The sequence below is a fragment of the Mesorhizobium sp. XAP4 genome (genome assembly GCF_029269325.1).
GTDB classification, from domain to species: domain Bacteria; phylum Pseudomonadota; class Alphaproteobacteria; order Rhizobiales; family Rhizobiaceae; genus Mesorhizobium; species Mesorhizobium ciceri.
Window position 1 is genome coordinate 64,380 of sequence record NZ_JARIXW010000002.1, and the last position, 23,540, is coordinate 87,919.

Consider the following 23,540-nt stretch of genomic DNA (forward strand, 5'->3'; position numbering starts at 1 on the left):
GCAGTTCGCCGTTCCCGTGAACTGCTCTAGTGGAACAGGTGCGGCAACCACAACGAAATTTCCGGCACGTAGGTGACAAGCATCAACACAGCGAAAGCCGCCCCATAGAATGGCCAGATCGAACGCATCGCCGTCCAGATCGGGATCCGACCGATCGCGCAGCTGACGAACAGCACGGCCCCCACCGGCGGTGTGCACAAGCCGATGCCGAGATTGAGAATGAGGATCACGCCGAAATGCACCGGATCGACGCCGTAGGCCATGACCACCGGCAGGAAGATCGGCGTGGTGATGATGATCAGCGGCGACATGTCCATGAACGTGCCGAGGATGAGAAGCACGACGTTGATCAACAGCAGGATGACCAGCTTGTTGTCGGATACCGACTGCAGGAAGGCGACCAGAGCGGCCGGCACCCTGAGATAGGCCAGCAGCCAGCCAAAGGCGGCGGCGCAGCCGATGATCATCAGCACCATCGCGGTTGTGCGCACGGCAGCGGTGGTCGCGGTGACGAAGTCGTTCCAGCTCATTGAGCGATAGATCAGCAGGGTCACCAGGAAAGCATAGACGATGGCGATGCAGGAGCTTTCGGTGGCGGTGAAGACGCCGGAGCGAACGCCGCCGAAGATGATGCCGATCAGGATCAGCCCGGGAATTGCGGCAACGAGCAATTGCAGCGCCCTGCCGAAGCCGGCGAACGGCTCGGTCGGATAGGCGCGGCGGCTGGCGACCCAATAGGCCGTGACCATCAGAGATAGCGCCAGCAGCAGGCCCGGTATGATGCCGGCGGTGAACAGATCGGCGATCGAGATCCGGCCGCCGGCCGAAATCGAATAAATGATCATGTTGTGCGAAGGCGGTATCAGCAGCGCAATGATGGCGCCGACTGAAGTGATGTTGACAGCATAATCGACGCCGTAGCCGCGCGCCTTCATCTGCGGGATCATCAGCCCGCCGACCGCCGAGGCATCGGCCACCGCCGAGCCGGAAATGCCGCCGAACATGGTCGAGGCGGCGATGTTGACCTGGCCGAGCCCGCCTCTCAGGTGGCCGACCAACGCCCCGGCGAGCGCAACAAGGCGAGCGGCAATGCCGCCGCGCACCATCAGGTCACCGGCGAAGATGAAGAACGGGATGGCCATCAGCGAAAACACGCTGACACCGGAGTTGAGGCGCTGGAACACCACCAGCGGCGGCAGCCCCAGCACCAGAACCGTGGCGAAGCTGGCGACACCGAGGCAGAAGGCGATCGGTGTGCCGATGATCAGAAGAAAGACGAAGGTGCCGAACAGAACCGTCAATGCCATCTAGAGACCCTCCTCGCCCGTGGCGTATTGATCGGCATCGACCGGCAGTCCGGCAAACCGCCCGGCAAGCCGCTCGAGCGAAAACAGGCAGACAAGCGCGCCGCCCAGGATGACCGGCAGGAAACTGACGCCGCCCGGGAAAGCGAGAGACGGCATCACCGTGTTCCATGTCAGCCGGGTGAGCTGGGCGCCGTAGACGATCATGCCGAGACCGAAGGCGAGCACGACGACATCCGAAATGCTGCGCAGTACCGCCTTTGCGGCGGGCGGCAGGAAATAGAGCAGCACATCGAAGCCCAGATGCGTGCGTTCGCGGACACCGACGGCCGCGCCCAAAAAGATGAACCACCCCATCAAAATCACCGAGAAGGGTTCCGTCCAGCTTGGCGAACTGTTGAGCACATAGCGTGAGAACACCTGCCAGAAGATGATCACGGTCATCAGCGTCAGTCCGATGCCGCTGACCCACAGCGCAAGCCTCGCCAGCCGTGACAGCAGCCGTTCTATTGCCAGCCAGAATGGTTTCATATGCGCGCTTCCCCCTGGACGGTGGCGCGCAAGCTCGCGCCACCATTGCCGCGAACGGATTATTTGGTCGCCTGGATGCGCGCGGCGAGATCTTTCAACTCGGGGGTCGAGAGATATTTCTCGTAGACCGGCTTCATCGCATCGATCAGCGGCTGCTTGTCGATCTCACTGACCTTGACGCCGGCTTTCTCGACGATGTCGCGCGACTTCTTCTCCTGCGCGTCCCACAATTCACGCATCTTGACGACGCTGTCCTTGGCCGCCTGCCGCACGATCGCCTGGTCTTCCGGGGCGAGCTTGTCCCAGCTCGCCTTCGACATCACCAGAACCTCTGGCACGATCTGGTGCTGGTCGAGCGTGTAATGCTTGGCGACCTCGAAATGCTTGGCGGATTCGAAGCTCGGCCAGTTGTTCTCGGCGCCGTCGATGACGCCTGTCTGCAAAGCCGAATAGACCTCGCCATAGGCCATCGGCGTGGCGTTGGCGCCCAACGCATTGACCATGTCGACGAACACGTCGGACTGGATGACGCGGAACTTCATGCCCTTCATGTCGGCCATCGAGGTGATGTCCTTCTTGGTGTTGTAGAAGGAGCGTGCCCCGGAATCGTAGAAGGCGAGACCGACAAGGTCGTGAGTCTCAAAGGCTTTCAGGATCTCGTCCCCGATCGGCCCGTCCATGACATGGCGCATATGCTCGACGGAGCGGAACATGTAGGGCAGCGACGGCACCGCGGTTTGCGGAACGATGCCGTTGAACGGCCCCATCGAGACGCGGTTGAGATCGATGACGCCGGTTTGCGTCTGCTCGATCGTGTCCTTCTCCTCGCCGAGCTGCGCCGAATGATAGACCTCGACCGAATAGCGGCCATTGGTGCGCTGCTTGATCAGCTCGCCCATATATTTGACCGCTTCGACGGTTGGATAGCCGTCGGGATGGGTATCGGACGACCGCAGCACGGTTTCGGCGTTGGCGATGCCGACCAGCAACGAGCCGAAAACGAATGTTACTGCCGTCAATTTCGAAAGATGCAACATGACTTCCTCCCTATGAAACCAAAACGCCCGGCTCAGAGCCGGTAGGCCTTTTTCGCAAGTGTATAGGCAAGCTCCCGCGCCAGCTCATGCGCCTCGTCCTCGCGCAGCCGATGCTCGGCGACGAGACGCGCCAGGAACGCGCAGTCGACCCGCCGTGCCACATCGTGGCGCGCCGGGATCGAGGGAAAGGCACGGGTGTCATCGTTGAAGCCGACGGTGTTGTAGAAGCCGGCGGTCTCGGTGGTCATCTCGCGGAAGCGCCGCATGCCTTCCGGGCTGTCGTGGAACCACCAGGCCGGCCCGAGCTTCAGCGCCGGGTAGACACCGGCGAGTGGCGCCAGTTCGCGCGCATAGCTTGTTTCGTCGAGCGTGAAGAGAACGATTGTGAGGTCGCGCTCAAGTCCGACGCAGTCGAGCAGTGGCTTCAGCGCCGTGACATAGTCGGTCCGGGTCGGGATATCGAAACCCTTGTCGCGGCCGAATTTTTGGAAAAAAGCCGACGAATGATTGCGCCAGGAGCCGGGATGGATCTGCAGCACCAGCCCGTCGTCGAGGCTCATCTTGGCCATCTCGGTCAGCATCTGGGCGCGGAACAGTTTCCGTTCGCGCTCGTCGTCGGAGCCACGGCGAACGCGATTGAACAGCTCCCGCGCTGCAGCATCCGAAAGATTGGCGGTCTCGGCCGTCGGATGGCCATGGTCGGACGAGGTCGCGCCGAAGCTTTTGAAGAAGGCGCGCCGCTGGCGATGCGCATCGAGATAGCCTGCCCAGCTGCCGGTGTCGCAGCCGGTGATCTCGCCGAGCCGGTCGAGATTGGTTGAAAACCCCTCGAAGTCGGGATCGACGACGGCATCCGGCCGATAAGCGGTGACCACACGGCCCTGCCAGCCGCTGTCGCGGATCATCTGGTGCCATTTGAGATCGTCGAGCGCGCCTTCCGTGGTCGCGATGACCTCGATGTTGAAGCGCTCGAACAGGGCGCGCGGGCGGAAATTCTCCCACTGCAGCAGCGTCGCGATGGCGTCGTAGTGGCGGTCGGCGGTCGCTGCGGTCAGCGGCTCGTCGATGCCGAACAGATCGGCAAGCACATGATCGAACCACAGCCGGGTCGGTGTGCCCCGAAACAGATAATAGTGCTCGGCAAAACGACGCCAGATCGTCCGGCCGTCTGTCTCGACAGGCGCGCCGTCCAGCGTCGCCACGCCGAGATCCTCAAGGCGGATGCCTTGGCTGAACAGCATGCGGAAAATGTAGTGATCCGGAACGATGAGCAGTTGCGCCGGATCCGTAAAAGGCTCGTTCAGCGCATACCAACGCGGATCCGTGTGGCCATGCGGGCTGACCAGGGGCAGGTCCTTGATCCCGGCATAGAGATCGCGGGCAACCGAGCGCGAATGCGCATCGGCGGGAAACAGCAGATCCGCATCGGTCAGTGGCACGGCAATCCTCCCAGGGCCGCAATCGGTAGGGGCGGCAAGGAATAATGTCAACATACAAAAATTAGATTGTTGTATGATGACTTTTCGGCCCATTGTGTGGCGGGAAATCGAATGTTACGCCGCTTTGCCGATCCCTGCCGAGGCCACTCATGTCATCCGACCAGACCAGTCGCACCACGACCACCGAACGCCTTTCCACGAAGACGGTGCGCGCACTGCCGGCTTCGATCGCGACGCCTTCGTACGACCGCAGCCGCATCGTCCCGGGCATCGTGCATCTTGGCGTCGGCGCCTTCCATCGCGCCCACCAGGCCGCCTATGTCGACGATTGCCTGGCGGCCGGCGAGACGGATTGGGGCATAACAGGCGTTTCGCTGCGCAGCGCCGACACGCGCGACGCACTCACGCCGCAGGATGGGCTCTACACGCTGGCGATCAGAAGCAGTGGAACCGAAAAACTTCAGGTCATCGGCTCGATTACCGCGATGCTGGTGGCGCCGGAGGATCCGGGCGCGGTACTGGCCGCGCTGACCGATCCGCGCACCCGCATCGTCACACTTACGATCACCGAAAAGGCCTATCTGAGGGCGGCTGGCGGCGGATTGGACGCTGCTCATCCCGATATCGCCCATGATCTGGCCAATCCGCAGATGCCGAAGACAGCGCATGGTTTCCTAACCGAGGCGCTTGCCCGGCGACGCGCCGCCGGCACGCCGCCCTTTACCGTGCTCTGTTGCGACAATCTGCCGGCCAACGGCGCCACGCTGCATCGGCTGCTGACCGAATTCGCCGAATTGCGCGATGCCAAGCATGGCGTGAAGAGCGACGTTAGAATCGCCGACCACATCGCCCATCAGGTCGCCTTTCCTTCAAGCATGGTCGACCGCATCGTGCCGGCAACCACCGATGCCGATCGGGCGCGGATCGCTGAAGAACTCGGTGCCGAGGACGCTTGGCCTGTCATGACCGAGCCGTTCTGCCAATGGGTGGTCGAAGACAATTTCCCAGCGGGCCGCCCGGACTGGGAACAGTTCGGCGTCACCATGGTTCGCGACGTCGGCCCGTTCGAGGACATGAAGCTCAGGCTGCTCAACGGCTCGCATTCGGCCATCGCCTACCTTGGCCTGCTCAGCGGTCATGCCACCGTCGACCGCGCCTTCGCCGACCCGGCGATCCGGCAATTCGTCGATGCATTGTGGGCCGAAGCCATCCCGACCCTGCCCGAGGATGCCGGACTCGACACGAGCGCTTATACCGCGGAGCTCGCTGAGCGTTTTTCCAACACTGCACTTGCCCACCGTACGGCTCAGATCGCCAATGACGGCAGCCAGAAATTGCCGCAGCGCATCGTCGCTTCCGCCATCGAATGTCTAGAAGCCGGTACCGAGCTGGTCCATCTCACGTTGGTGGTGGCTGCCTGGATCGCTGCTTGCGCCGCACGAGGAAAAACCTTGCCGGAGGGCCATTTCACCGATCCGCTCGACGCGGCGTTGACGGCACTTTTGGGCGAGCAACTGCCGGCGAACGAAACCGTGACCGCGGTGTTCGACCTCGCCGGCTTCGCCAGGGACCATGCCGAGCGCCAGACCTTGATCGAGCTCGTGGCCGTGCATCTCGTCCACCTGCGACGAGACGGCCCGACATTGGCTTTCGCAGCCTTGGGCATTTAAACAAAAAAGCGAGGCAAGGCCCCGCTTTTTACTCTTTCATCGAACCGAATTTCAAGCCGGCAGGATGGCGCCTTCCAGCGTGGTGAGCTGGCTAAGGAACTGTTCCGCCTTGCTGCGCGCCTCGTCGTCCTTGGCATCAGTGGCGTCTTCTTTGGCTTCCTGGATGCGGCGCGCGAGATCGGCGCGGTCGACATCCTTCACCGCGACAGCCGATTCCGCCAGCAGCGTGCAGCCGGCCGGAACGATGTCGGCGAAGCCGCCGAACACCACATAGCGCTCTTCGCCGCCCGCTGCGGTCTTCACGGTGACGACGCCCGGCTTGATCGTGGTCATCACCGGCGCGTGATGCGCCATCACGGTCATCTCGCCTTCGGCGCCCGGAATGACGACGGATTCAACCTGCTCGGAAACAAGCAGGCGCTCCGGCGAGACCAGTTCGAACTTGAAAGCTTCAGCCATGATCAATTTAGCGAATAGCGAATAGCGAGCAGCGAGTAGTCAGAAGAAGAATTCGCCGGCCCATATTCCCTATTCGCTACTCCCTATTCGCTATTCGCTTGATTACGCCGCTTCAGCCGCGAGGCGCTGTGCTTTCTCGACCGCTTCCTCGATGCCGCCGACCATGTAGAAGGCAGCTTCCGGAAGGTGATCGTAGTCGCCGTTGCAGAGGCCCTTGAAGCCCTTGATGGTGTCGGCGAGGTCGACCAGCTTGCCCGGCGCGCCGGTGAACACTTCGGCGACGAAGAAGGGCTGCGACAGGAAGCGCTCGATCTTGCGGGCGCGGGCCACGGTCTGCTTGTCCTCTTCCGACAGCTCGTCCATGCCCAGGATGGCGATGATGTCCTGCAGCGACTTGTAGCGCTGGAGGATCGACTGCACCTGGCGCGCGACGCCGTAATGCTCGTCGCCGACGACCAGCGGGTCGAGCATGCGCGAGGTCGAATCCAGCGGATCGACCGCCGGATAGATGCCCTTTTCGGCGATGGCGCGGTTCAGCGTCGTGGTCGCGTCAAGGTGGGCGAACGAGGTCGCCGGCGCCGGATCGGTCAAGTCGTCGGCGGGCACGTAGATCGCCTGCACGGACGTGATCGAGCCCTTGGTGGTGGTGGTGATGCGTTCCTGCAGCGCGCCCATGTCGGTGGCGAGCGTCGGCTGATAGCCCACGGCTGAAGGAATACGGCCGAGCAGAGCCGACACTTCCGAACCAGCCTGCGTGAAGCGGAAGATGTTGTCGACGAAGAACAGCACGTCCTGGCCCTGGTCGCGGAAATACTCCGCAACCGTCAGGCCGGTCAGGCCGACGCGGGCGCGCGCGCCCGGCGGCTCGTTCATCTGGCCGTAGACGAGTGCGGCCTTGGAGCCTTCGCCGCCGCCCTTCTTGTTGACGCCGGATTCGATGAACTCGTGATAGAGATCGTTGCCTTCGCGGGTGCGCTCGCCGACGCCGGCGAACACCGAATAGCCGCCATGCGCCTTGGCGATGTTGTTGATCAGTTCCTGGATCAGCACGGTCTTGCCGACGCCGGCGCCGCCGAACAGGCCGATCTTGCCGCCCTTGGCGTAGGGAGCCAGGAGGTCGAGCACCTTGATGCCGGTGATCAGGATCTGGGCTTCCGTCGACTGCTCGACATAGGTCGGAGCCGGCTGGTGGATGGAGCGCATTTCGATAGCGTCGACCGGGCCTTCTTCGTCGACCGGCTCGCCGATGACGTTGATGATGCGGCCGAGCATGCCCGGGCCGACCGGCACGGTGATCGGCGCGCCGGTGTCACGCACTTCCTGGCCGCGAACCAGACCTTCGGTCGAGTCCATGGCGATGCAGCGCACGGTGTTTTCACCCAGGTGCTGGGCGACTTCGAGCACCAGACGGTTGCCGACATTGGTCGTCTCGAGCGCGTTCAGGATCGCCGGCAGGTGATCGCCGAACTGCACGTCGACGACGGCGCCGATGACCTGGCGGACCTTGCCGACAACGCCGGTTGCCTTGCTGGCCACTGCCGATGTCTTGGCAGCTGCGGTCTTCGCCGGTGCTGCTGCCTTGGCCGGGGCCGCCTTCGCGGCTGCTGCTGGAGCCTTTGCCGCCTTCGCGGGGGCTGCTGCCTTCGCGGCTGCGGCCTTGGGGGCTGCCTTCTGGGGGGTCGCTGCTTTCGCCATCGTCTTTACCCTTTTTCGTCCTTTGTTTCTCACGCGGTCCGGTCGCGGGCAAAAAACCCGCGGACCGCGCCTAGAGCGCCTCGGCGCCCGAAATGATTTCGATCAGTTCCTTGGTGATCTGCGCCTGCCGCTGGCGGTTATAGGTGATCGACAGTTTGTTGATCATCTCGCCAGCGTTGCGCGTCGCATTGTCCATGGCGCTCATCTTGGCGCCCATCTCGCCGGCCGCGTTTTCGAGCAGTGCCCGGAAAACCTGCACGGAAATGTTGCGCGGAATGAGATCGGAGAGGATTTCGCCCGGCTCCGGTTCGTATTCATAGACAGCGTTGCCGCCATCCGTCACTTCCGCCTGAGCCGAAGCAACGCCCGCCGGAATGATCTGCTGCGCGGTCGGGATCTGGCTGATCACCGACTTGAACTGCGAATAGAACAGCGTGCAGATGTCGAAGCCGCCCTCGTTGAAGAGATGGATGACCTTCTTGGCGATGGCATCGGCATTGACGAAACCGAGTGTCTTGACCTCGCGCAGATCGACGCGATCGATGATCAGCGACGCGTAGTCGCGGCGCAGGATGTCGAAACCCTTCTTGCCGACGCAGATGATCTTGACCTGCTTGCCGTCGGCCAAAAGCTTGCGGACGTGGTCGCGGGCAAGACGGGCGATCTGCGAATTGAAGCCGCCGCACAGGCCGCGCTCGGCGGTGCAGACGACGAGCAGATGCACATCATCCTTGCCGGTGCCGGTCATCAGCGCCGGGGCATCGCCACCGCCGCCGATCGCCTGGGTGATGTTCGCCAGCACGGAACCCATGCGCTCCGAATAGGGGCGCGCCGCTTCCGCAGCCTCTTGCGCACGGCGCAGCTTCGCCGCAGCGACCATCTGCATCGCCTTGGTGATCTTCTGCGTCGCCTTGACCGAGGCGATACGGTTACGAAGGTCTTTTAATGAAGGCATGCTTCAAACCTGATCCCGTCTTGTCGCTTCGCTCAGGCGAAGGTCTTGGCGAAAGCGTCGATCTCGGCCTTCAGCTTGGCGCGCAGATCGTCCGACAGTGCCTTTTCCTTGCGGATGGCGTCGAGAACGTCCTTGCCGGCCGCACGCATGTGGCTGAGCAGGCCATGCTCGAACTTGCCGACCTGGTTGACCGGCAGCTTGTCGAGATAACCGTTGACGCCGGCGAAGATCACCGCGACCTGCTCTTCCGTCTTCAGCGGCGAGAACTGCGGCTGCTTCAGGAGTTCGGTCAGGCGCGATCCGCGGTTGAGCAGGCGCTGCGTGGCGGCGTCGAGATCCGAGCCGAACTGCGCGAAGGCCGCCATTTCGCGGTACTGCGCGAGCTCGCCCTTGATCGAGCCGGCAACCTGCTTCATCGCCTTGATCTGCGCGGCCGAGCCGACGCGCGACACCGACAGACCGACGTTCACCGCAGGACGGATGCCCTGGAAGAACAGGTTGGTTTCGAGGAAGATCTGGCCGTCGGTGATCGAGATCACGTTGGTCGGGATGTAGGCCGACACGTCGTTGGCCTGCGTCTCGATGATCGGCAGAGCGGTCAGCGACCCGCCGCCCAGATCGTCGTTGAGCTTGGCGGCGCGCTCGAGCAGGCGCGAGTGCAGGTAGAACACGTCGCCCGGATAGGCTTCGCGGCCCGGCGGGCGGCGCAGCAGCAGCGACATCTGGCGATAGGCGACGGCCTGCTTCGACAGATCGTCATAGCTGATCAGCGCGTGCATGCCGTTGTCGCGGAAATATTCACCCATGGTGCAGCCGGCGAACGGCGCCAGGAACTGCATCGGCGCCGGGTCGGAAGCGGTGGCGGCGATGATGATCGAGTATTCGAGCGCGCCGCGCTCTTCCAGCACCTTGACGAACTGCGCGACGGTCGAGCGCTTCTGGCCGACGGCGACGTAGACGCAGTAGAGCTTTTCCTTCTCGGGGCCGTTGTCGTGCACCGACTTCTGGTTGAGCATCGTGTCGAGGATGATGGCGGTCTTGCCGGTCTGGCGATCGCCGATGACCAGCTCGCGCTGGCCGCGGCCGACCGGGATCAGCGCATCGATGGCCTTGAGACCGGTCGACATCGGCTCGTTCACCGATTTGCGCGGGATGATGCCGGGCGCCTTGACGTCGACGCGCTTGCGCTCGACTGCCTTGATCGGACCCTTGCCATCGATCGGATTGCCGAGCGCATCGACGACGCGGCCGAGCAGGCCTGGGCCGACGGGAACGTCGACGATGGCGCCGGTGCGCTTGACGATGTCGCCTTCCTTGATGTCGCGGTCGGCGCCGAAGATGACGACGCCGACATTGTCGGCTTCGAGGTTGAGCGCCATGCCGCGGATGCCGCCGGGGAATTCGACCATCTCGCCGGCCTGGACATTGTCGAGGCCGTAGACACGAGCGATACCGTCACCGACGGACAGCACCTGTCCAACTTCGGAGACCTCGGCCTCCTTGCCGAAATTCTTGATCTGGTCTTTCAGAATTGCGGAAATTTCCGCGGCGCGGATGTCCATCAGCCGACCTCTTTCAGTGCAAGCTTGAGCGAATTGAGTTTGGTTTTGAGCGACGTATCGATCTGGCGCGAGCCCATCTTGACCACCAGCCCGCCGAGCAGCGACGGATCGACGGTGACGGAGATAGCCACGTCCTTGCCGGCAACGCTCTTCAGCGCCGCCTTGAGTTCGGTCTGCTGGACAGCCGTCAGCGCGTGAGCCGACGTCACTTCAGCAGCGGTCTCGCCACGGTGTTCGGCTGATATCTGGCGGAACGCCCTGATCATGCCGGGAATGGCGAACAGCCGGCGGTTGCGGGCGACGACGCGCAGGAAATTTCCGGTGAGGCCGGTGATCCCGGCCTTGTCGGCGATCGCCGCGATGGCCTTCGCCTGGTCCTCGCTGGAGAACACCGGGCTGTTGATCAGCCGGGTGAGATCAGCGCTGCCCGCGAGCATGATTTCGAAACTGTTGAGGTCGGCTTCGACCTTGGCCACGGAATTTGCCTGCAGGGCGAGTTCGAACAGCGAACCCGCATAGCGTTCTGCGACACCTGAGATTGGCGATGACGATTGAGCCACGGACCGTCTTTTCTCTTGTCTGACAGGCCGTAGATTGTTGGCGCGAGCAAAAACTCTGGCTAAATCTTTGACCTTACTGCATTTTTTCGAGCACGGAGGCGCGGCTTCCGCTATCCCCGGCCGAAAGTCGATTGCCGTCTAGCACAGGCATTTTAAGACCGCAATGCGTCGTTCCGCATGGTTTTCAGGCACTATTGTCGCATCCGGCGAAAGTCGCCCGTCTTCCATCGCGGAATACCCAATGATTCAAGGCAGAAAGCCGAAGGCGAAGGCGAGCGGCAACGCCGCCAGGACCAATTCCAGCACAATGGAAACCCAATTGAAAGGCGTGTTGGCGCCATCAGACATCATCGACAGCAGCCGGCCGAAGGCAGTGAACAGCCAGGAGAAGCCAAGCGCCATGTAGATCAGCGGCTGCGCCAGCAGGATACAGCACAGGCCGACACCGAGATAAAAGCCCGACATCCTGCCGCGCCCCTCGGCGATCGCCGCAGCCTTCTCTGGCTTGACCTGCAGGCGCAGGGCACGAAAGGCGAGACCCGGCGCCAGGAAGAACAAAAGCCCGAGCAGCACCGTGAAGACGGCGCTCGACCACGCCAGCCATTCGCCCTGGCTCGTCGGCCATGGAAGCGCAAAATCCATCTTGTCCCCTCGAAATGCCTGTTTTGAAATTCCGGGCATTCTAACGGAGGAAAGCCCCCGCGCCAGATGGGTCCAGGTACTTTAGGCAGCGCGCATCAACCGAGCGCGAATTCCACAGCCGCCTCGGCATGGATGCGCGTCGTGTCGAAGACCGGGATGTCGAAATCCTGCTGGCCGATGAGCATGGTGATCTCGGTGCAGCCCATGATGACGCTGTCGGCCGCCTCTTCGCGGCGCAGGCGTTCGGTCTCGGCGATATAGGCCGCCTTTGAAGTCTCCTTGACCATGCCCTGGCACAACTCGTCGTAGATGACGCGATGGACCATGTCGCGCCCGGCCGCATCCGGCACCACGGGGTCCAAGCCAAATCTGTCAGCGAGCCGGCCCTTGTAGAAATCCTGCTCCATGGTGAAGCGCGTCGCCAGCAGCGCCGGACGCTGCATTCCGGCACGCTTGACCGCCACTGCGGTGGCATCGGCGATGTGGATCAGCGGGATCGACACCGACGCCTGCACCTGATCGGCCAGTTTGTGCATGGTGTTGGTGCACAAAAGCAGACCTTCCGCGCCGCCGGCCTCAAGCTTGCGCGCCGCTTCTACGAGGAGCACGCCGGCACCGTCCCAATCGCCGTGATGCTGCCGCTCGGCGATTTCGGCAAAGTCGAACGACCACAGAAGCAGTTTCGCGGAATGCAGCCCACCCAGCCGTTCGCGCACGATCTCGTTGAGCAGGCGATAGTAGATGGCGGTCGATTCCCAGCTCATGCCGCCGAGCAGGCCAAGGGTCTTCATATGAGTTTCCACATCTCGCTGGCTTGCGGGCAACCTATCGCTGAAAGCGCAACCTTACAAAAAACTCTGCGGGTCGACGTCGACCTGCACCCGAACCGAGCCGCGTTGCTTCGGCCCGTTGGCCAGCATGGCCCTGATAAAACCTTGCATGTCGGCGCGCCGTTCGCCCTGGATCAGCAGCCGGAAGCGGTGGCGGCCGCCGAGCAGTGACAGTGGCGCCTCGGCTGGCCCCAGCACGAACAGATCTGACGCCTCGGGTGCGGCGCGGCGCAGGCCACGTGCGTGGCCCTCGGCTTCCGCTCGTGTCACCGCACTGACGATGACACCCGCGAGCCGGCCGAAGGGCGGCAGGGCAGCCCGTTCGCGCTCGGCGATCTCACGTTCGTAAAATGCCTCGGCGTCGCCCGAGACGATCGCCCGCATCACCGGGTGGTCGGGCTGAAAGGTCTGCAAAAGGCCAAGGCTCTTCTTGCCGGTGCGGCCGGCGCGGCCGGTGACCTGGCTGAGCAGCTGGAACGTGCGCTCGGCGGCGCGCGGATCGCCATTGGCAAGTCCGAGATCGGCATCGACGACGCCGACCAAAGTCATGTTGGGAAAATTGTGTCCCTTGGCGACGAGCTGCGTGCCGATGACGATGTCGGCTTCGCCATCGGCGATCGCCTCCAGCTCCAGCCGCAGCCGCCGCACGCCGCCCATCAGGTCTGACGACAAGACGATGGTGCGCGCGTCGGGAAAATGCGTAACGACCTCTTCGGCGATCCGCTCGACGCCCGGTCCGCAGGCGACCAGATGATCGAGCGTGCCGCATTCCGGGCAGGCTTCGGGGCGGCGCTCATTGTGTCCGCAATGATGACAAACCAGCTGACCGCGAAAGCGATGCTCGACCAGCCAGGCCGAGCAGACCGGGCAGCCGAAGCGATGACCGCAGACCCGGCACAGCGTCAAGGGCGCATAGCCGCGCCGATTGAGGAACAGTAACGACTGCTCCTGCCTCTCCAGCGTCTGGCGCATCTGGTCGAGCAGCACCGGCGACAGAAAGCCGCCACGCGCCGGCGGCGCACGCCGCATGTCGACCGCCTTCAGATGCGGAAGTGCTGCCTCGGCGAAGCGAGCGGAAAGCACCGCCCTGTTATATTTACCTTGGCTGGCATTGACCCGGCTTTCGACCGACGGCGTCGCCGACGCCAGCACCACGGGGAAGCTGCCGATATGGCCGCGCACCACCGCCATGTCGCGCGCATTGTAGAAGACGCGGTCCTCCTGCTTGTAGGCAGGGTCGTGCTCCTCGTCGACGACGATAAGGCCGAGCTCCTTGAACGGCAGGAACAGCGCCGAGCGCGCGCCGGCGACGACCCGCACGCCGCCCTCCGCCACTTGCCGCCAAACCCGCTCGCGCATCCGCGGCGGCAGGTCGGAATGCCATTCGCCCGGCTTGGCGCCGAAGCGCTGCTGGAAGCGCTCGAGAAAGGCATGCGTCAGCGCGATTTCCGGCAGCAGGATCAGAACCTGCCTGCCCTGGTCGAGCGCAGCCGCCACCGCCTCGAAATAGACCTCGGTCTTACCCGAACCGGTGACGCCGTCGAGCAGCGCGACGTTGAACACGCCGGCTGCGACATTGGCGCGCAGCATCTGCGCCGCGGCGCCCTGGTCCGGCATCAGTTCCGGAATAGCGTAGCCGGGATCGGGCGCGGCCACCACCGGGCGCGGCGGGATCATCACGGTCTCGAACACGCCTTGCGCCCTCAGGCCGTCGATCACCGTCGAGGACACGCCGGCGGCGTGAGCGAGGCCGGAGCGCGTCCAGGCAAGGCCGCCTGCGGCCGTCTCCAGCACGCGCTGCCTGGCGCCCGTCATCCGGTCGGGTGCGAGAAGCGTGCGCTGCAACCCCTCGATCCACGGTTCGGGGTCGAAAGCCTCCGGCGCCCGAAGCAGCATGCGCGCCACCATGCCCGGCGGCGACAGCGTGTACTGCGCCACCCAGTCGACGAAACGGCGCATCGCGCGGTCGATCGGCGGGCAGTCGAAGACCTGTTCGATAGGACGCAGCTTTTTCGCGTCGACCTTCTCGACCGCGCCATCCCAGACGATGCCGGCGACCTGGCGCGGCCCGAGCGGCACACGCACGATCGAGCCCGGCATCACGCGCATGCCGGCCGGCACGGCGTAGGTGTAGGGGCGTTCGGCGGGCATCGGCACCAGCACCGGTGCGGCTGCGACAAAGGGCGAATCTTCGATCATGAGGCGTGACCTTGCCCTGACTTTGGTCTAGATCAAAGGCCGACCCCAAATGTGCATGGCATGCACATGAAAATCTTCAGGAGACCCGCCATGAAATTTTTTGTCGACACCGCCGACGTCAAGGATATCCGTGAGCTGAACGATCTGGGGCTGCTCGACGGCGTCACCACCAATCCGTCGCTGATCCTCAAATCCGGCGGCAAGATCGCCGAGGTCACCAAACAGATTTGCGACATCGTCAAGGGTCCGGTCTCGGCTGAAGTCACCGCCACCGAATATTCCGAGATGATGCAGCAGGCCAAGGTTCTGGCCAAGATCGCCGACAATGTCTGCATCAAGGTGCCGCTGACGCTGGACGGCCTCAAGGCCTGCAAGACGATCCGTACCGAGATGAACCGCCTGGTCAATGTCACGCTGTGCTTTTCGGCCAACCAGGCGCTGCTTGCGGCCAAGGCCGGCGCCTCGTTCATCTCGCCCTTCGTCGGCCGCATCGACGACATCGGCATCGACGGCATGGAGCTGATCCAGGAAATCCGGCAGATCTATGATAATTACGATTTCCAGACCGAGATCCTCGTCGCCTCGGTGCGCACCGTGAACCACGTCAAGCAGGCGGCACTGATCGGCGCCGACGTCGTGACCGCGCCGCCGGCGACCCTGAAGGCGCTGGTCAACCATCCGCTGACCGACAAGGGCCTCGCCGCCTTCCTCGCCGACTGGGCCAAGACCGGCCAATCGATTGGCTGAGATGGCGATCGGCTGAAGCCAATGCGCTTGCAGTGAAAAAAGACCGGGCAACCGGTCTTTTTTATGTGCTGCGGGTGGGGTGACTTTCCATGTCTTTGTTTTTGCGTGCCTTGCACTAGCTCTTTTGGCTTTACTGCATCGCAGCATTGCATCCAGCTGAAATCGAGAGCGACAAGTTCAAAACAGGATATTTGATCGAGTTCACCAGATCGACACGCTGCTGAAGCATACCCTGGATATCACGCTAGAGAGATGCCCTTCGACGAACTTAAAAAACGATGACTTGGTCGAACCCTTTGTAAAGGTGCTGGCTGTAGCTTCGATGTTTTAGCTACTGGGTCGAACATGAGCCTTCTAATCTCAATCGCCTTTTCTGTTCTTGCATCAATAGGACTCGCTTTCGCAAAGGCATTTTCAATCTACGGCCTCATTCGGGACAAACGTTATTCGTGGGTGAGTTTCATAGTGATTTCGGTCGTGTGGCTTGGCGCAACGGTGCTGAGTGCCAACCGGACGTGTGGTCAATGGGGGTGTAGCTGGGGCCTTCACTTCGGTTGGATTCTTGCCCTGTTGCCTCAAGGCTTCGTGACGAATGTTGCGTTAGGTGAGAAGCTATTTGTGATTGCGTTGCTTACATATTTGGGACTGTGCATCTATTTCTTCGGGCATGTCATTGGCTGGTTATCCTATGTGGTCGTCAGCATTGGAAAGGCCGTCACTAACCGCTAGTGTAGATGCTTAAGGTTTAGGCTGGGATAGGTGATGGAATTCACGAGCTTGACCCGCAGCTGAAGCATCCCCTGAAGCATGATCCCATAACGGCCGGGGTCGCTCAGTCCGCGCCGTCATCCTCAGGCACGGTCGCCGGCTGGCGCCGGCCCATGATGATTTCGCGTTTGCCAACATGGTTGGGTGCGCCGACCAATCCTTCCTTTTCCATACGCTCGACCAGGGATGCGGCGCGGTTGTAGCCGATGCCGAGGCGGCGCTGGATGTAGGAGGTCGAACACTTCTTGTCGCGCACCACCACCTTGACCGCCTCGTCGTAGATCGCATCGCTGTCTTCGGCTGCAACCGATCCCTTGTCGAAGACCGCGCCCTGGTCCTCGTCGATTTCTTCCTCATCCTCGTCGGCGGTCACGGTTTCCAGATATTCAGGCCGGCCCTGCGCCTTGAGATGCGCCACGACGTGCTCGACCTCCGCGTCGGAGACAAACGGCCCATGCACGCGCGAAATGCGCCCGCCACCCATCATGTGCAGCATGTCGCCCTGGCCGAGCAGCTGCTCGGCGCCCTGCTCGCCCAGGATGGTGCGGCTGTCGATCTTCGACGTCACCTGGAAGGAAATCCGGGTCGGGAAATTGGCCTTGATCGTGCCCGTGATGACGTCGACCGAGGGACGCTGCGTTGCCATGATCAGGTGGATGCCGGCAGCACGCGCCATCTGCGCCAAACGCTGGATGGCGCCTTCGATCTCCTTGCCGGCGACCATCATCAGGTCGGCCATCTCGTCGACGATGACGACGATGTAGGGCATCGGCGCCAGGTCTACTTCCTGCTGTTCGAAAAGCGGTTCGCCGGTGCCCTTTTCGAAGCCGGTCTGCACCGTCATGACGACGGTTTCGCCCTTGTCGCGGGCTTGGGCGGCGCGCTCGTTGTAGCCGTCGATGTTGCGCACACCGAGCCGCGCCATCTTGCGATACCGGTCCTCCATTTCGCGCACCGCCCATTTGAGCGCCGTGACGGCTTTTTTTGGATCGGTGACGACGGGCGTCAGAAGATGCGGGATGCCGTCATAGACAGAGAGTTCGAGCATTTTGGGATCGACCATGATCAGCCGGCATTCTTCCGGCTTCAGCCGATAGAGCAACGACAGGATCATGGTGTTGATGGCAACCGACTTGCCGGAGCCGGTGGTTCCGGCCACGAGCAGATGCGGCATCTTCGCCAGCTCGGCGATGACCGGCTCACCCCCGATCGTCTTGCCGAGACACAGCGCCAGCTTGCAGCTTGTCTTGCGGAAGCCCTCGGATTCGATCAGTTCCCGGAAATAGACGGTTTCGCGCATCTCGTTCGGAAGCTCGATGCCGATGACGTTGCGGCCGGGCACGACGGCGACGCGCGCCGAAATCGCCGACATGGAGCGGGCGATATCGTCGGCAAGCCCGATGACGCGAGAAGATTTGACGCCCGGCGCCGGCTCGAATTCATAGAGCGTGACGACCGGGCCGGGACGAACATGAATGATCTCGCCACGCACGCCGAAGTCTTCGAGCACGCTTTCCAGGAGATCCGCGTTCTGCTCGAGCCGCTCCTGCGACATGTAGAAGCCTTGTCCCTCCGGTGGCTGCTGCAACAGCTCTTCCGAGGGAAGCTCATAGGGATCGCCCGCGGTTGACAGCACGACCTTTCCAGCCCCAGGCAAGCGTGCAGAGCGGGCGCCAACGGCCTTGGCAGGGACGTTCGCACTTGGCGCGGCCGGCGCGGAAACGGCGACGCTTTTGGCGGCTGGAATTGCGACAGGCTGGACCGGCGACGGCGCATTGCTCGCCGGCACGTCAGGTTCGGCGACGGCCTGGTTCGAATTGGCCGGCCAAACATCCGGCAACGGCTTCAAGGCCTGGCCCGGCAGGCAGTCGATGACACGAAACAAGGCGGTGGCATCGGTCCCTGTCGTCGGACGGATGTCGATCGGCATAGTGGTGACTGGCGCTGCGGCGAGCGGCGCAGGCGACGCTGAACCGGTTTGCCGGGCCGGCGGCGAAACGTCGACCAGATAGGGTGCCATAGCCTCGAAGAAGGCATGATCCGAAAGATATGGCCAGCGCAGCCTTTCGGTTTTGATCGGGGCGCCCGGAGCAACGGACGCACGCGCGGATGCCCGTCCCGTTGCGACCGTCCTCGGCGGCACCGGCGCAACGGCTGGCACCCTCTCCCTGGCGCGCACGGACGGGACAAAAGCAGCAGCCGGCGGCAGTGGCCCTTGCGTGGCGTGCCCGGTCTGCGGCTGGGAGGCAGGGCTTTTCACCGACGCCGGCAATGCCAGGAGCGAGGGCGCGGAGGACGCCCTGCCGACCATGGGTTGCGCAACGGCTTGCTGTGCCGGGCGCGTCGCGCCGTGTTCGACGACACGCTCGTGCTGCGGATGATGCTTCCTGGCCTCATAATCCGGCGTGCGTGTAAAACGCACGTTGGGTGCAAGGAAGAAATATTCCTGCCAGGCAGGGCTCTCGATATCGCCGATTTTCGAAGGCGTGTCGTCCGAGCCACTCCGCGGCTCCATATAGGGCCGCTTGTTGCCGCCGAGATCGACCATAGGCGCGGAATAGCCGGCCTGGCGTGTGGCGGGCTGCCGACCGTCCGGCTCCTTGCGAGCCATACGATCAAGGGCGCCTGCGGCGGAAGAACTTCGCTGATCACCCCTGTCGCCGATGCTCTCGAAGCGCTTCCCCTCGGGATCATCAGGCGGTGCGGCCGTCGACAAATTGACCCGGGAAAAACGCTTGGCTTCCATTCTCAAGACTCACTGTGAAATGTCTGCCGAGCAATAGGGAGCGAGTGGTTAACAGTTGCTTCCCGGATGGGTCGCCGACGATCCTGAGCGCCAAAATCTTCGTGGCAGTCTGCGAGCGACGTGGCACGATCGTCGCCTCGCCGGTGGCGCGATCTACTCGCTGTGCCGTAGCAGGCCGATGGGTCTCTTCGGCCAATCTCTGTTCAGAATCTGGCTCTGTTCGGGAATCTGGTCATGATCCCACGATCATCCCGTCATGACTGGGGCGCCAGACCGTTTTCGTGAAGCAGATGAGGTGCGCTAGCCGGTCTTGTCGTGCCGGACAAGGTCCTGGGCAATGGACAGCTGCAGCGCTTCCGCCAACTCTCGCGCCGCGCGATTCTCGGCGTCGATCTGCGCCCGGTATGCGGCGAATTCCTGACGCGGCCTGTCGAAGGACGAGGTGATCGAACGCTTGCCGGATGCGATCACCACGCCGGTCTTCGCATCGGCCAGCGTATAGCTGCCGGTCAGCGTCACGGAACCGGCGGTCGGCTCGTCTTCGTCGGTTCCGACCTGCACAAGTGCCGCGGACTCGACCGCTTCGGTCACGCCGAGATTGAGCGAATAGGCCGGCGAGGCCGGCTCGCCGGCGCCTCGTCCAAACCCGAAAATGAGATTGTTGCGCACCTGTTGGCCGTAACGCGTATTGACCGGCTTGATGCCGATCAACGCCAGTTCGGCACTGGCACTGGCCTGCGAACCCGACAGTGGCGCGCTCGAATAGAGCGGCCGCACCGTGCAGGCCGAGACAAGCGCGAGCGAACCTATCAGGCCGGCAAGCGCCATGCGGCGCAGCAAATGGCTCAACTCTGTCTTTTCCCGATCAGGCAACGACATTGACGATCCTCTGCGGCACGATGATCACCTTGCGCGGAGCCTTCCCTTCGAGTGCTTTCTGCACGAAGTCGAGAGCCAATACCGCTTTTTCGACCGCACCTTGGTCCGCGTCGCGGGCAATTGTCAAATCCCCCCGCTTCTTGCCGTTGACCTGTACCGGATAGGTGACTTCGTTGTCGACGACCAGCGCCGGATCGAAGACCGGCCAAGGCCGTTCGGCAACGAGATCGGTGCCGCCGAGCGTTGCCCAGCACTCCTCGGCCAGATGCGGCATGACCGGCGCGATCAGATGCACGAGAATCTCCACCGCCTGCCGGCAGGCGCCTTTCAGCGCTGCATCGGCCTTGCCTTCTGCCACCTCGTTAAGCGGCGTGGTCAGCGCGTTGGCCAGTTCGTAGATGCGGGCGATGGCGCGGTTGAAAGCGAGCTTCTCGATATCCTCTCCGACCGCCTTGAGTATCTTGTGCGCGGCCTTGGAAACCACCGCGGCCTCGCCGCTGCTGGCCGCCACGGGCTTGATGCCGGCCAGTGTTTCGGCCGCCGTCGACACCAGGCGCCAGATGCGCTGGATGAAGCGATGCGCACCGGCGGCGCCATCGTCGGTCCACTCGACATCGCGCTCGGGAGGCGAATCCGACAGCATGAACCAGCGCGCCGTATCGGCGCCGTAGCCATCGGTGATGTCTTCCGGGCTCACCGTGTTCTTCTTCGACTTCGACATCTTTTCCAGCGGGCCGATGGAGACGGTCTCGCCGGTGGCGATCTCGATGGCGCTGCGCTTGCCGTCGACGTCGTCCAGCCGAACTTCGGTGGGCGCCAGCCAGCGGCCGTTCGATGCCGAGCCAACGCGATAGGTTTCGTGCACCACCATGCCTTGCGTGAACAGGCCCTTGAACGGCTCGGCCAGATCGACATGGCCGGCCTCGCGCATGGCGCGGGTGAAGAAGCGCGAATAGAGCAGATGCAGGATCGCGTGCTCGATCCCGCCAATATACTGGTCGACCGGCAGCCATTCGTTGGCCGCCTTGGGATCGGTCGGTTCATGTGCCCACGGCGCGGTGAAGCGGGCAAAATACCACGACGAATCGACGAACGTGTCCATCGTGTCGGTTTCGCGCCGCGCATCCCTGCCGCATTGCGGACATTTCACATGCCGCCATGTCGGATGACGGTCGAGCGGATTGCCCGGGCGGTCGAAATCGACATCGTCGGGCAGCTTCACCGGCAGGTCCGCCTTCGGCACCGGCACCACGCCGCAAGCCTCGCAATGGATCATCGGGATAGGGCAGCCCCAGTAGCGCTGGCGCGAAATGCCCCAATCGCGCAGACGGAAATTCACCTTGCGCTCGGCCATCGGCCGGTTGCCGATCGTCTTCTGCTCCAGCAGTTTGGCGACTTCGTCGAAAGCCTGATCCGGCTTCATGCCGTTGAGAAAGCGCGAATTGATCATCACGCCGTCATCGACATAGGCTTCATCGATGATCTGGAACGTCGCCGGATTCTCGCCTTCCGGCATCACCACCGGAATCACCGGCAGGCCGTATTTGTTGGCGAAGTCGAGGTCGCGCTGGTCGCCGGACGGGCAGCCGAAAATGGCGCCGGTGCCGTATTCCATCAGCACGAAATTGGCGACATAGACAGGCAGCGTCCAGTTGTCGTCAAACGGATGGACGACGCGGAGGCCGGTGTCAAAACCCTTCTTCTCAGCCGTCTCCAGCGCCGCGACCGAGGTGCCCATGTGGCTGATATCCTCGATGAACTTCGCCAGCGCCGGATTGTGCGCAGCGGCCTTCTTGGCCAACGGATGATCGGCGGCGACAGCCATGAAGGAAGCGCCGAAGATGGTGTCGGGCCTTGTTGTATAGACTTCCAGCTCATGCTCGCCATCGGAGGCGTCGGCCAGAGGCCAACGGATCAGCAGGCCTTCCGAGCGGCCGATCCAGTTCTGCTGCATCAGCTTCACTTTTTCCGGCCATTCGTCGAGGCCTTCGAGCGAATCCAGCAGATCCTGGGCGAAGTCGGTGATCCTGAAGAACCACTGCGTCAGTTCGCGCTGTTCGACCAGCGCGCCCGAGCGCCAGCCGCGCCCGTCGATGACCTGCTCGTTGGCAAGCACCGTCATGTCCTCCGGATCCCAGTTGACCTTGGAGGATTTGCGCGTCACCAGCCCCTTCTCGACAAAGTCGAGGAACAGCATCTGCTGGCGGTGGTAGTAATCGACGTCGCAGGTGGCGAATTCGCGCGCCCAGTCCAGCGACAGCCCCATGACCTTGAGCTGCTCGCGCATGGTGGCGATGTTCTGGTAGGTCCACTCCTTGGGGTGGACCTTATTCTGCATCGCCGCGTTTTCGGCCGGCATGCCGAAGGCGTCCCAGCCCATCGGGTGCAGCACGTTGAAGCCCTTGGCCCGCTTGTAGCGCGCCACCACGTCGCCCATCGTGTAATTGCGGGTATGACCGATATGGATGCGCCCCGACGGATAGGGGAACATCTCCAGCACGTAGTATTTCGGGCGCGGATCGTCATTGTGCGCTTCGAACAGCTTCTTGGCGTCCCAGGCCTTCTGCCATTTGGGCTCTGACGCGCGCGGATTGTATCGTTCGGTTGCCATAGGACGTTTTTCACTTAAAAGCATGCGCGAACTGCGGGCGATGGCTCGGCAGTTCAGGGAATGTGGTCCGGGTGTTCACCATGGTTTGGCAAACCCGTCAACCATATGGGTACCGCGTCTGACAAAAACGCCGGTCAAAACAGCAGGATTTGCATATGGGTGACGCCGTTCAGCAATTTTTCGCGGTCAAGGCGAAGATCGCCGCCGCCGAACGCGAGGCCGGCCGCGAAGCCGGCGCCGTGACCCTGGTCGCGGTCTCAAAGACCTTTGACGCCGCCGACATCGGCCCGGTCATCGAAGCCGGCCAGCGCGTCTTCGGCGAGAACCGGGTGCAGGAGGCGCAAGCCAAATGGCCTGATCTGAAGGACGCATTTCCCGACATCGAACTGCATCTGATCGGCCCGCTGCAATCCAACAAGGCTAGGGAAGCGGTAGCACTGTTCGACGTCATCGAGACGGTCGATCGCGAGAAGATCGCCGCCGAACTCGCCAAGGAGATCGCCAAACAGGGCCGCGCGCCAAAACTCTATGTCCAGGTCAACACCGGCTCCGAGCCGCAGAAGGCCGGCATCGAGCCCCGCGACGCCGTGGCCTTCGTCGCCCGCTGCCGCGACGTGCACGGCCTCGCCATCGAAGGCCTGATGTGCATCCCGCCGGCCGATGAGAACCCCGGTCCGCATTTTGCGCTGTTGGAGAAGCTTAGCAAGGAAGCCGACGTCGCCAAACTCTCAATGGGCATGTCCGGCGACTACGAAACAGCAATCGCCTTCGGCGCCACCAGCGTCCGCGTCGGTTCGGCGATCTTCGGCACTCGCTGAGACGCAACGGCCTTTGGGCCAATCCGACAGGCTCGTTGCTCCAGGACTGGAAACGAAACGTACCGTTCCTATTTGCTTTGCGTCATCA

General features: G+C 62.8%; 19 protein-coding genes. 4 read left to right on the plus strand and 15 right to left on the minus strand.

What is annotated here, in order from left to right; genetic code table 11:
• Positions 1-26: 26 nt before the first annotated feature.
• Genes P3C39_RS09240 through uxaC form a run of 4 tightly spaced genes read right to left on the minus strand, consistent with a single transcriptional unit; the run spans position 27 to position 4,365 of the window.
• A complete protein-coding gene (locus P3C39_RS09240) occupies positions 27-1,307 on the minus strand; it encodes a TRAP transporter large permease (RefSeq protein WP_013529044.1) in 1,281 nt (426 codons plus the stop codon).
• A complete protein-coding gene (locus P3C39_RS09245; RefSeq protein WP_013529043.1) occupies positions 1,308-1,835 on the minus strand; it encodes a TRAP transporter small permease in 528 nt (175 codons plus the stop codon).
• Positions 1,836-1,894: 59 nt separating this feature from the next.
• Complete coding sequence (locus tag P3C39_RS09250; protein ID WP_024504231.1) at positions 1,895-2,872, minus strand: TRAP transporter substrate-binding protein; 978 nt, start codon at positions 2,870-2,872, stop codon at positions 1,895-1,897.
• A 32-nt stretch (positions 2,873-2,904) separates the two neighbouring features.
• On the minus strand, positions 2,905-4,365 hold the full coding sequence (uxaC, locus tag P3C39_RS09255) for a glucuronate isomerase (protein ID WP_275953509.1): 1,461 nt from the start codon (positions 4,363-4,365) through the stop codon (positions 2,905-2,907).
• A 95-nt stretch (positions 4,366-4,460) separates the two neighbouring features.
• On the opposite strand from uxaC, the gene P3C39_RS09260 reads away from it, so the two are divergent.
• Positions 4,461-5,981, plus strand: coding sequence for a mannitol dehydrogenase family protein (locus tag P3C39_RS09260; RefSeq protein WP_275953508.1), 1,521 nt, complete (start codon positions 4,461-4,463; stop codon positions 5,979-5,981).
• Positions 5,982-6,032: 51 nt separating this feature from the next.
• Here P3C39_RS09260 and P3C39_RS09265 read toward each other — a convergent pair whose 3' ends face one another.
• The 8 genes from P3C39_RS09265 to P3C39_RS09300 all read right to left on the minus strand — a co-directional run bounded on the left by P3C39_RS09265 (position 6,033) and on the right by P3C39_RS09300 (position 14,883).
• The gene (locus tag P3C39_RS09265) at positions 6,033-6,440 is read right to left on the minus strand and encodes a F0F1 ATP synthase subunit epsilon (RefSeq protein ID WP_013529039.1); all 408 of its coding nucleotides are present in this window, start codon (positions 6,438-6,440) and stop codon (positions 6,033-6,035) included.
• A 102-nt stretch (positions 6,441-6,542) separates the two neighbouring features.
• Positions 6,543-8,135 (minus strand): F0F1 ATP synthase subunit beta, encoded by a 1,593-nt coding sequence (gene atpD / locus P3C39_RS09270; RefSeq protein ID WP_024504228.1) that lies wholly within the window; start codon positions 8,133-8,135, stop codon positions 6,543-6,545.
• A gap of 70 nt (positions 8,136-8,205) precedes the next feature.
• Positions 8,206-9,090: a F0F1 ATP synthase subunit gamma gene (locus P3C39_RS09275; RefSeq protein WP_275953507.1), complete on the minus strand. Its 885-nt coding sequence runs from the start codon at positions 9,088-9,090 to the stop codon at positions 8,206-8,208.
• Positions 9,091-9,122: 32 nt separating this feature from the next.
• On the minus strand, positions 9,123-10,652 hold the full coding sequence (gene atpA, locus P3C39_RS09280) for a F0F1 ATP synthase subunit alpha (RefSeq protein WP_013529036.1): 1,530 nt from the start codon (positions 10,650-10,652) through the stop codon (positions 9,123-9,125).
• Positions 10,652-11,212 (minus strand): F0F1 ATP synthase subunit delta, encoded by a 561-nt coding sequence (locus P3C39_RS09285; protein ID WP_013529035.1) that lies wholly within the window; start codon positions 11,210-11,212, stop codon positions 10,652-10,654. The genes atpA and P3C39_RS09285 overlap by 1 nt, the downstream gene beginning before the upstream one ends.
• Positions 11,213-11,458: 246 nt before the next feature.
• A complete protein-coding gene (locus P3C39_RS09290; RefSeq protein ID WP_013529034.1) occupies positions 11,459-11,854 on the minus strand; it encodes a DUF4345 family protein in 396 nt (131 codons plus the stop codon).
• Positions 11,855-11,949: 95 nt separating this feature from the next.
• On the minus strand, positions 11,950-12,645 hold the full coding sequence (locus P3C39_RS09295) for an aspartate/glutamate racemase family protein (protein ID WP_275953505.1): 696 nt from the start codon (positions 12,643-12,645) through the stop codon (positions 11,950-11,952).
• A gap of 54 nt (positions 12,646-12,699) precedes the next feature.
• Positions 12,700-14,883 carry a primosomal protein N' gene (locus P3C39_RS09300; RefSeq protein WP_275953504.1) on the minus strand — a complete coding sequence of 728 codons (2,184 nt, stop codon included), beginning with the start codon at positions 14,881-14,883 and terminating at the stop codon, positions 12,700-12,702.
• A 90-nt stretch (positions 14,884-14,973) separates the two neighbouring features.
• Here P3C39_RS09300 and fsa point away from each other — a divergent pair, with 90 nt between their 5' ends.
• Both fsa and P3C39_RS09310 read left to right on the plus strand, forming a co-directional pair.
• Positions 14,974-15,630: a fructose-6-phosphate aldolase gene (fsa, locus tag P3C39_RS09305; RefSeq protein WP_024504222.1), complete on the plus strand. Its 657-nt coding sequence runs from the start codon at positions 14,974-14,976 to the stop codon at positions 15,628-15,630.
• A 345-nt stretch (positions 15,631-15,975) separates the two neighbouring features.
• Positions 15,976-16,359 (plus strand): hypothetical protein, encoded by a 384-nt coding sequence (locus P3C39_RS09310; protein WP_127218570.1) that lies wholly within the window; start codon positions 15,976-15,978, stop codon positions 16,357-16,359.
• Positions 16,360-16,462: 103 nt separating this feature from the next.
• On the opposite strand, the gene P3C39_RS09315 is transcribed toward P3C39_RS09310, so the two are convergent.
• The 3 genes from P3C39_RS09315 to leuS all read right to left on the minus strand — a co-directional run bounded on the left by P3C39_RS09315 (position 16,463) and on the right by leuS (position 22,634).
• Positions 16,463-19,144, minus strand: a complete 2,682-nt coding sequence (locus tag P3C39_RS09315; RefSeq protein WP_275953503.1) for a DNA translocase FtsK — start codon at positions 19,142-19,144, stop codon at positions 16,463-16,465.
• Positions 19,145-19,444: 300 nt separating this feature from the next.
• The gene (gene lptE / locus P3C39_RS09320; protein WP_275953502.1) at positions 19,445-20,023 is read right to left on the minus strand and encodes an LPS assembly lipoprotein LptE; all 579 of its coding nucleotides are present in this window, start codon (positions 20,021-20,023) and stop codon (positions 19,445-19,447) included.
• Complete coding sequence (gene leuS / locus P3C39_RS09325; protein WP_027163465.1) at positions 20,010-22,634, minus strand: leucine--tRNA ligase; 2,625 nt, start codon at positions 22,632-22,634, stop codon at positions 20,010-20,012. The genes lptE and leuS overlap by 14 nt, the downstream gene beginning before the upstream one ends.
• A 155-nt stretch (positions 22,635-22,789) precedes the next feature.
• Here leuS and P3C39_RS09330 point away from each other — a divergent pair, with 155 nt between their 5' ends.
• The gene (locus tag P3C39_RS09330) at positions 22,790-23,452 is read left to right on the plus strand and encodes a YggS family pyridoxal phosphate-dependent enzyme (RefSeq protein ID WP_024504219.1); all 663 of its coding nucleotides are present in this window, start codon (positions 22,790-22,792) and stop codon (positions 23,450-23,452) included.
• Positions 23,453-23,540 lie beyond the last annotated feature (88 nt).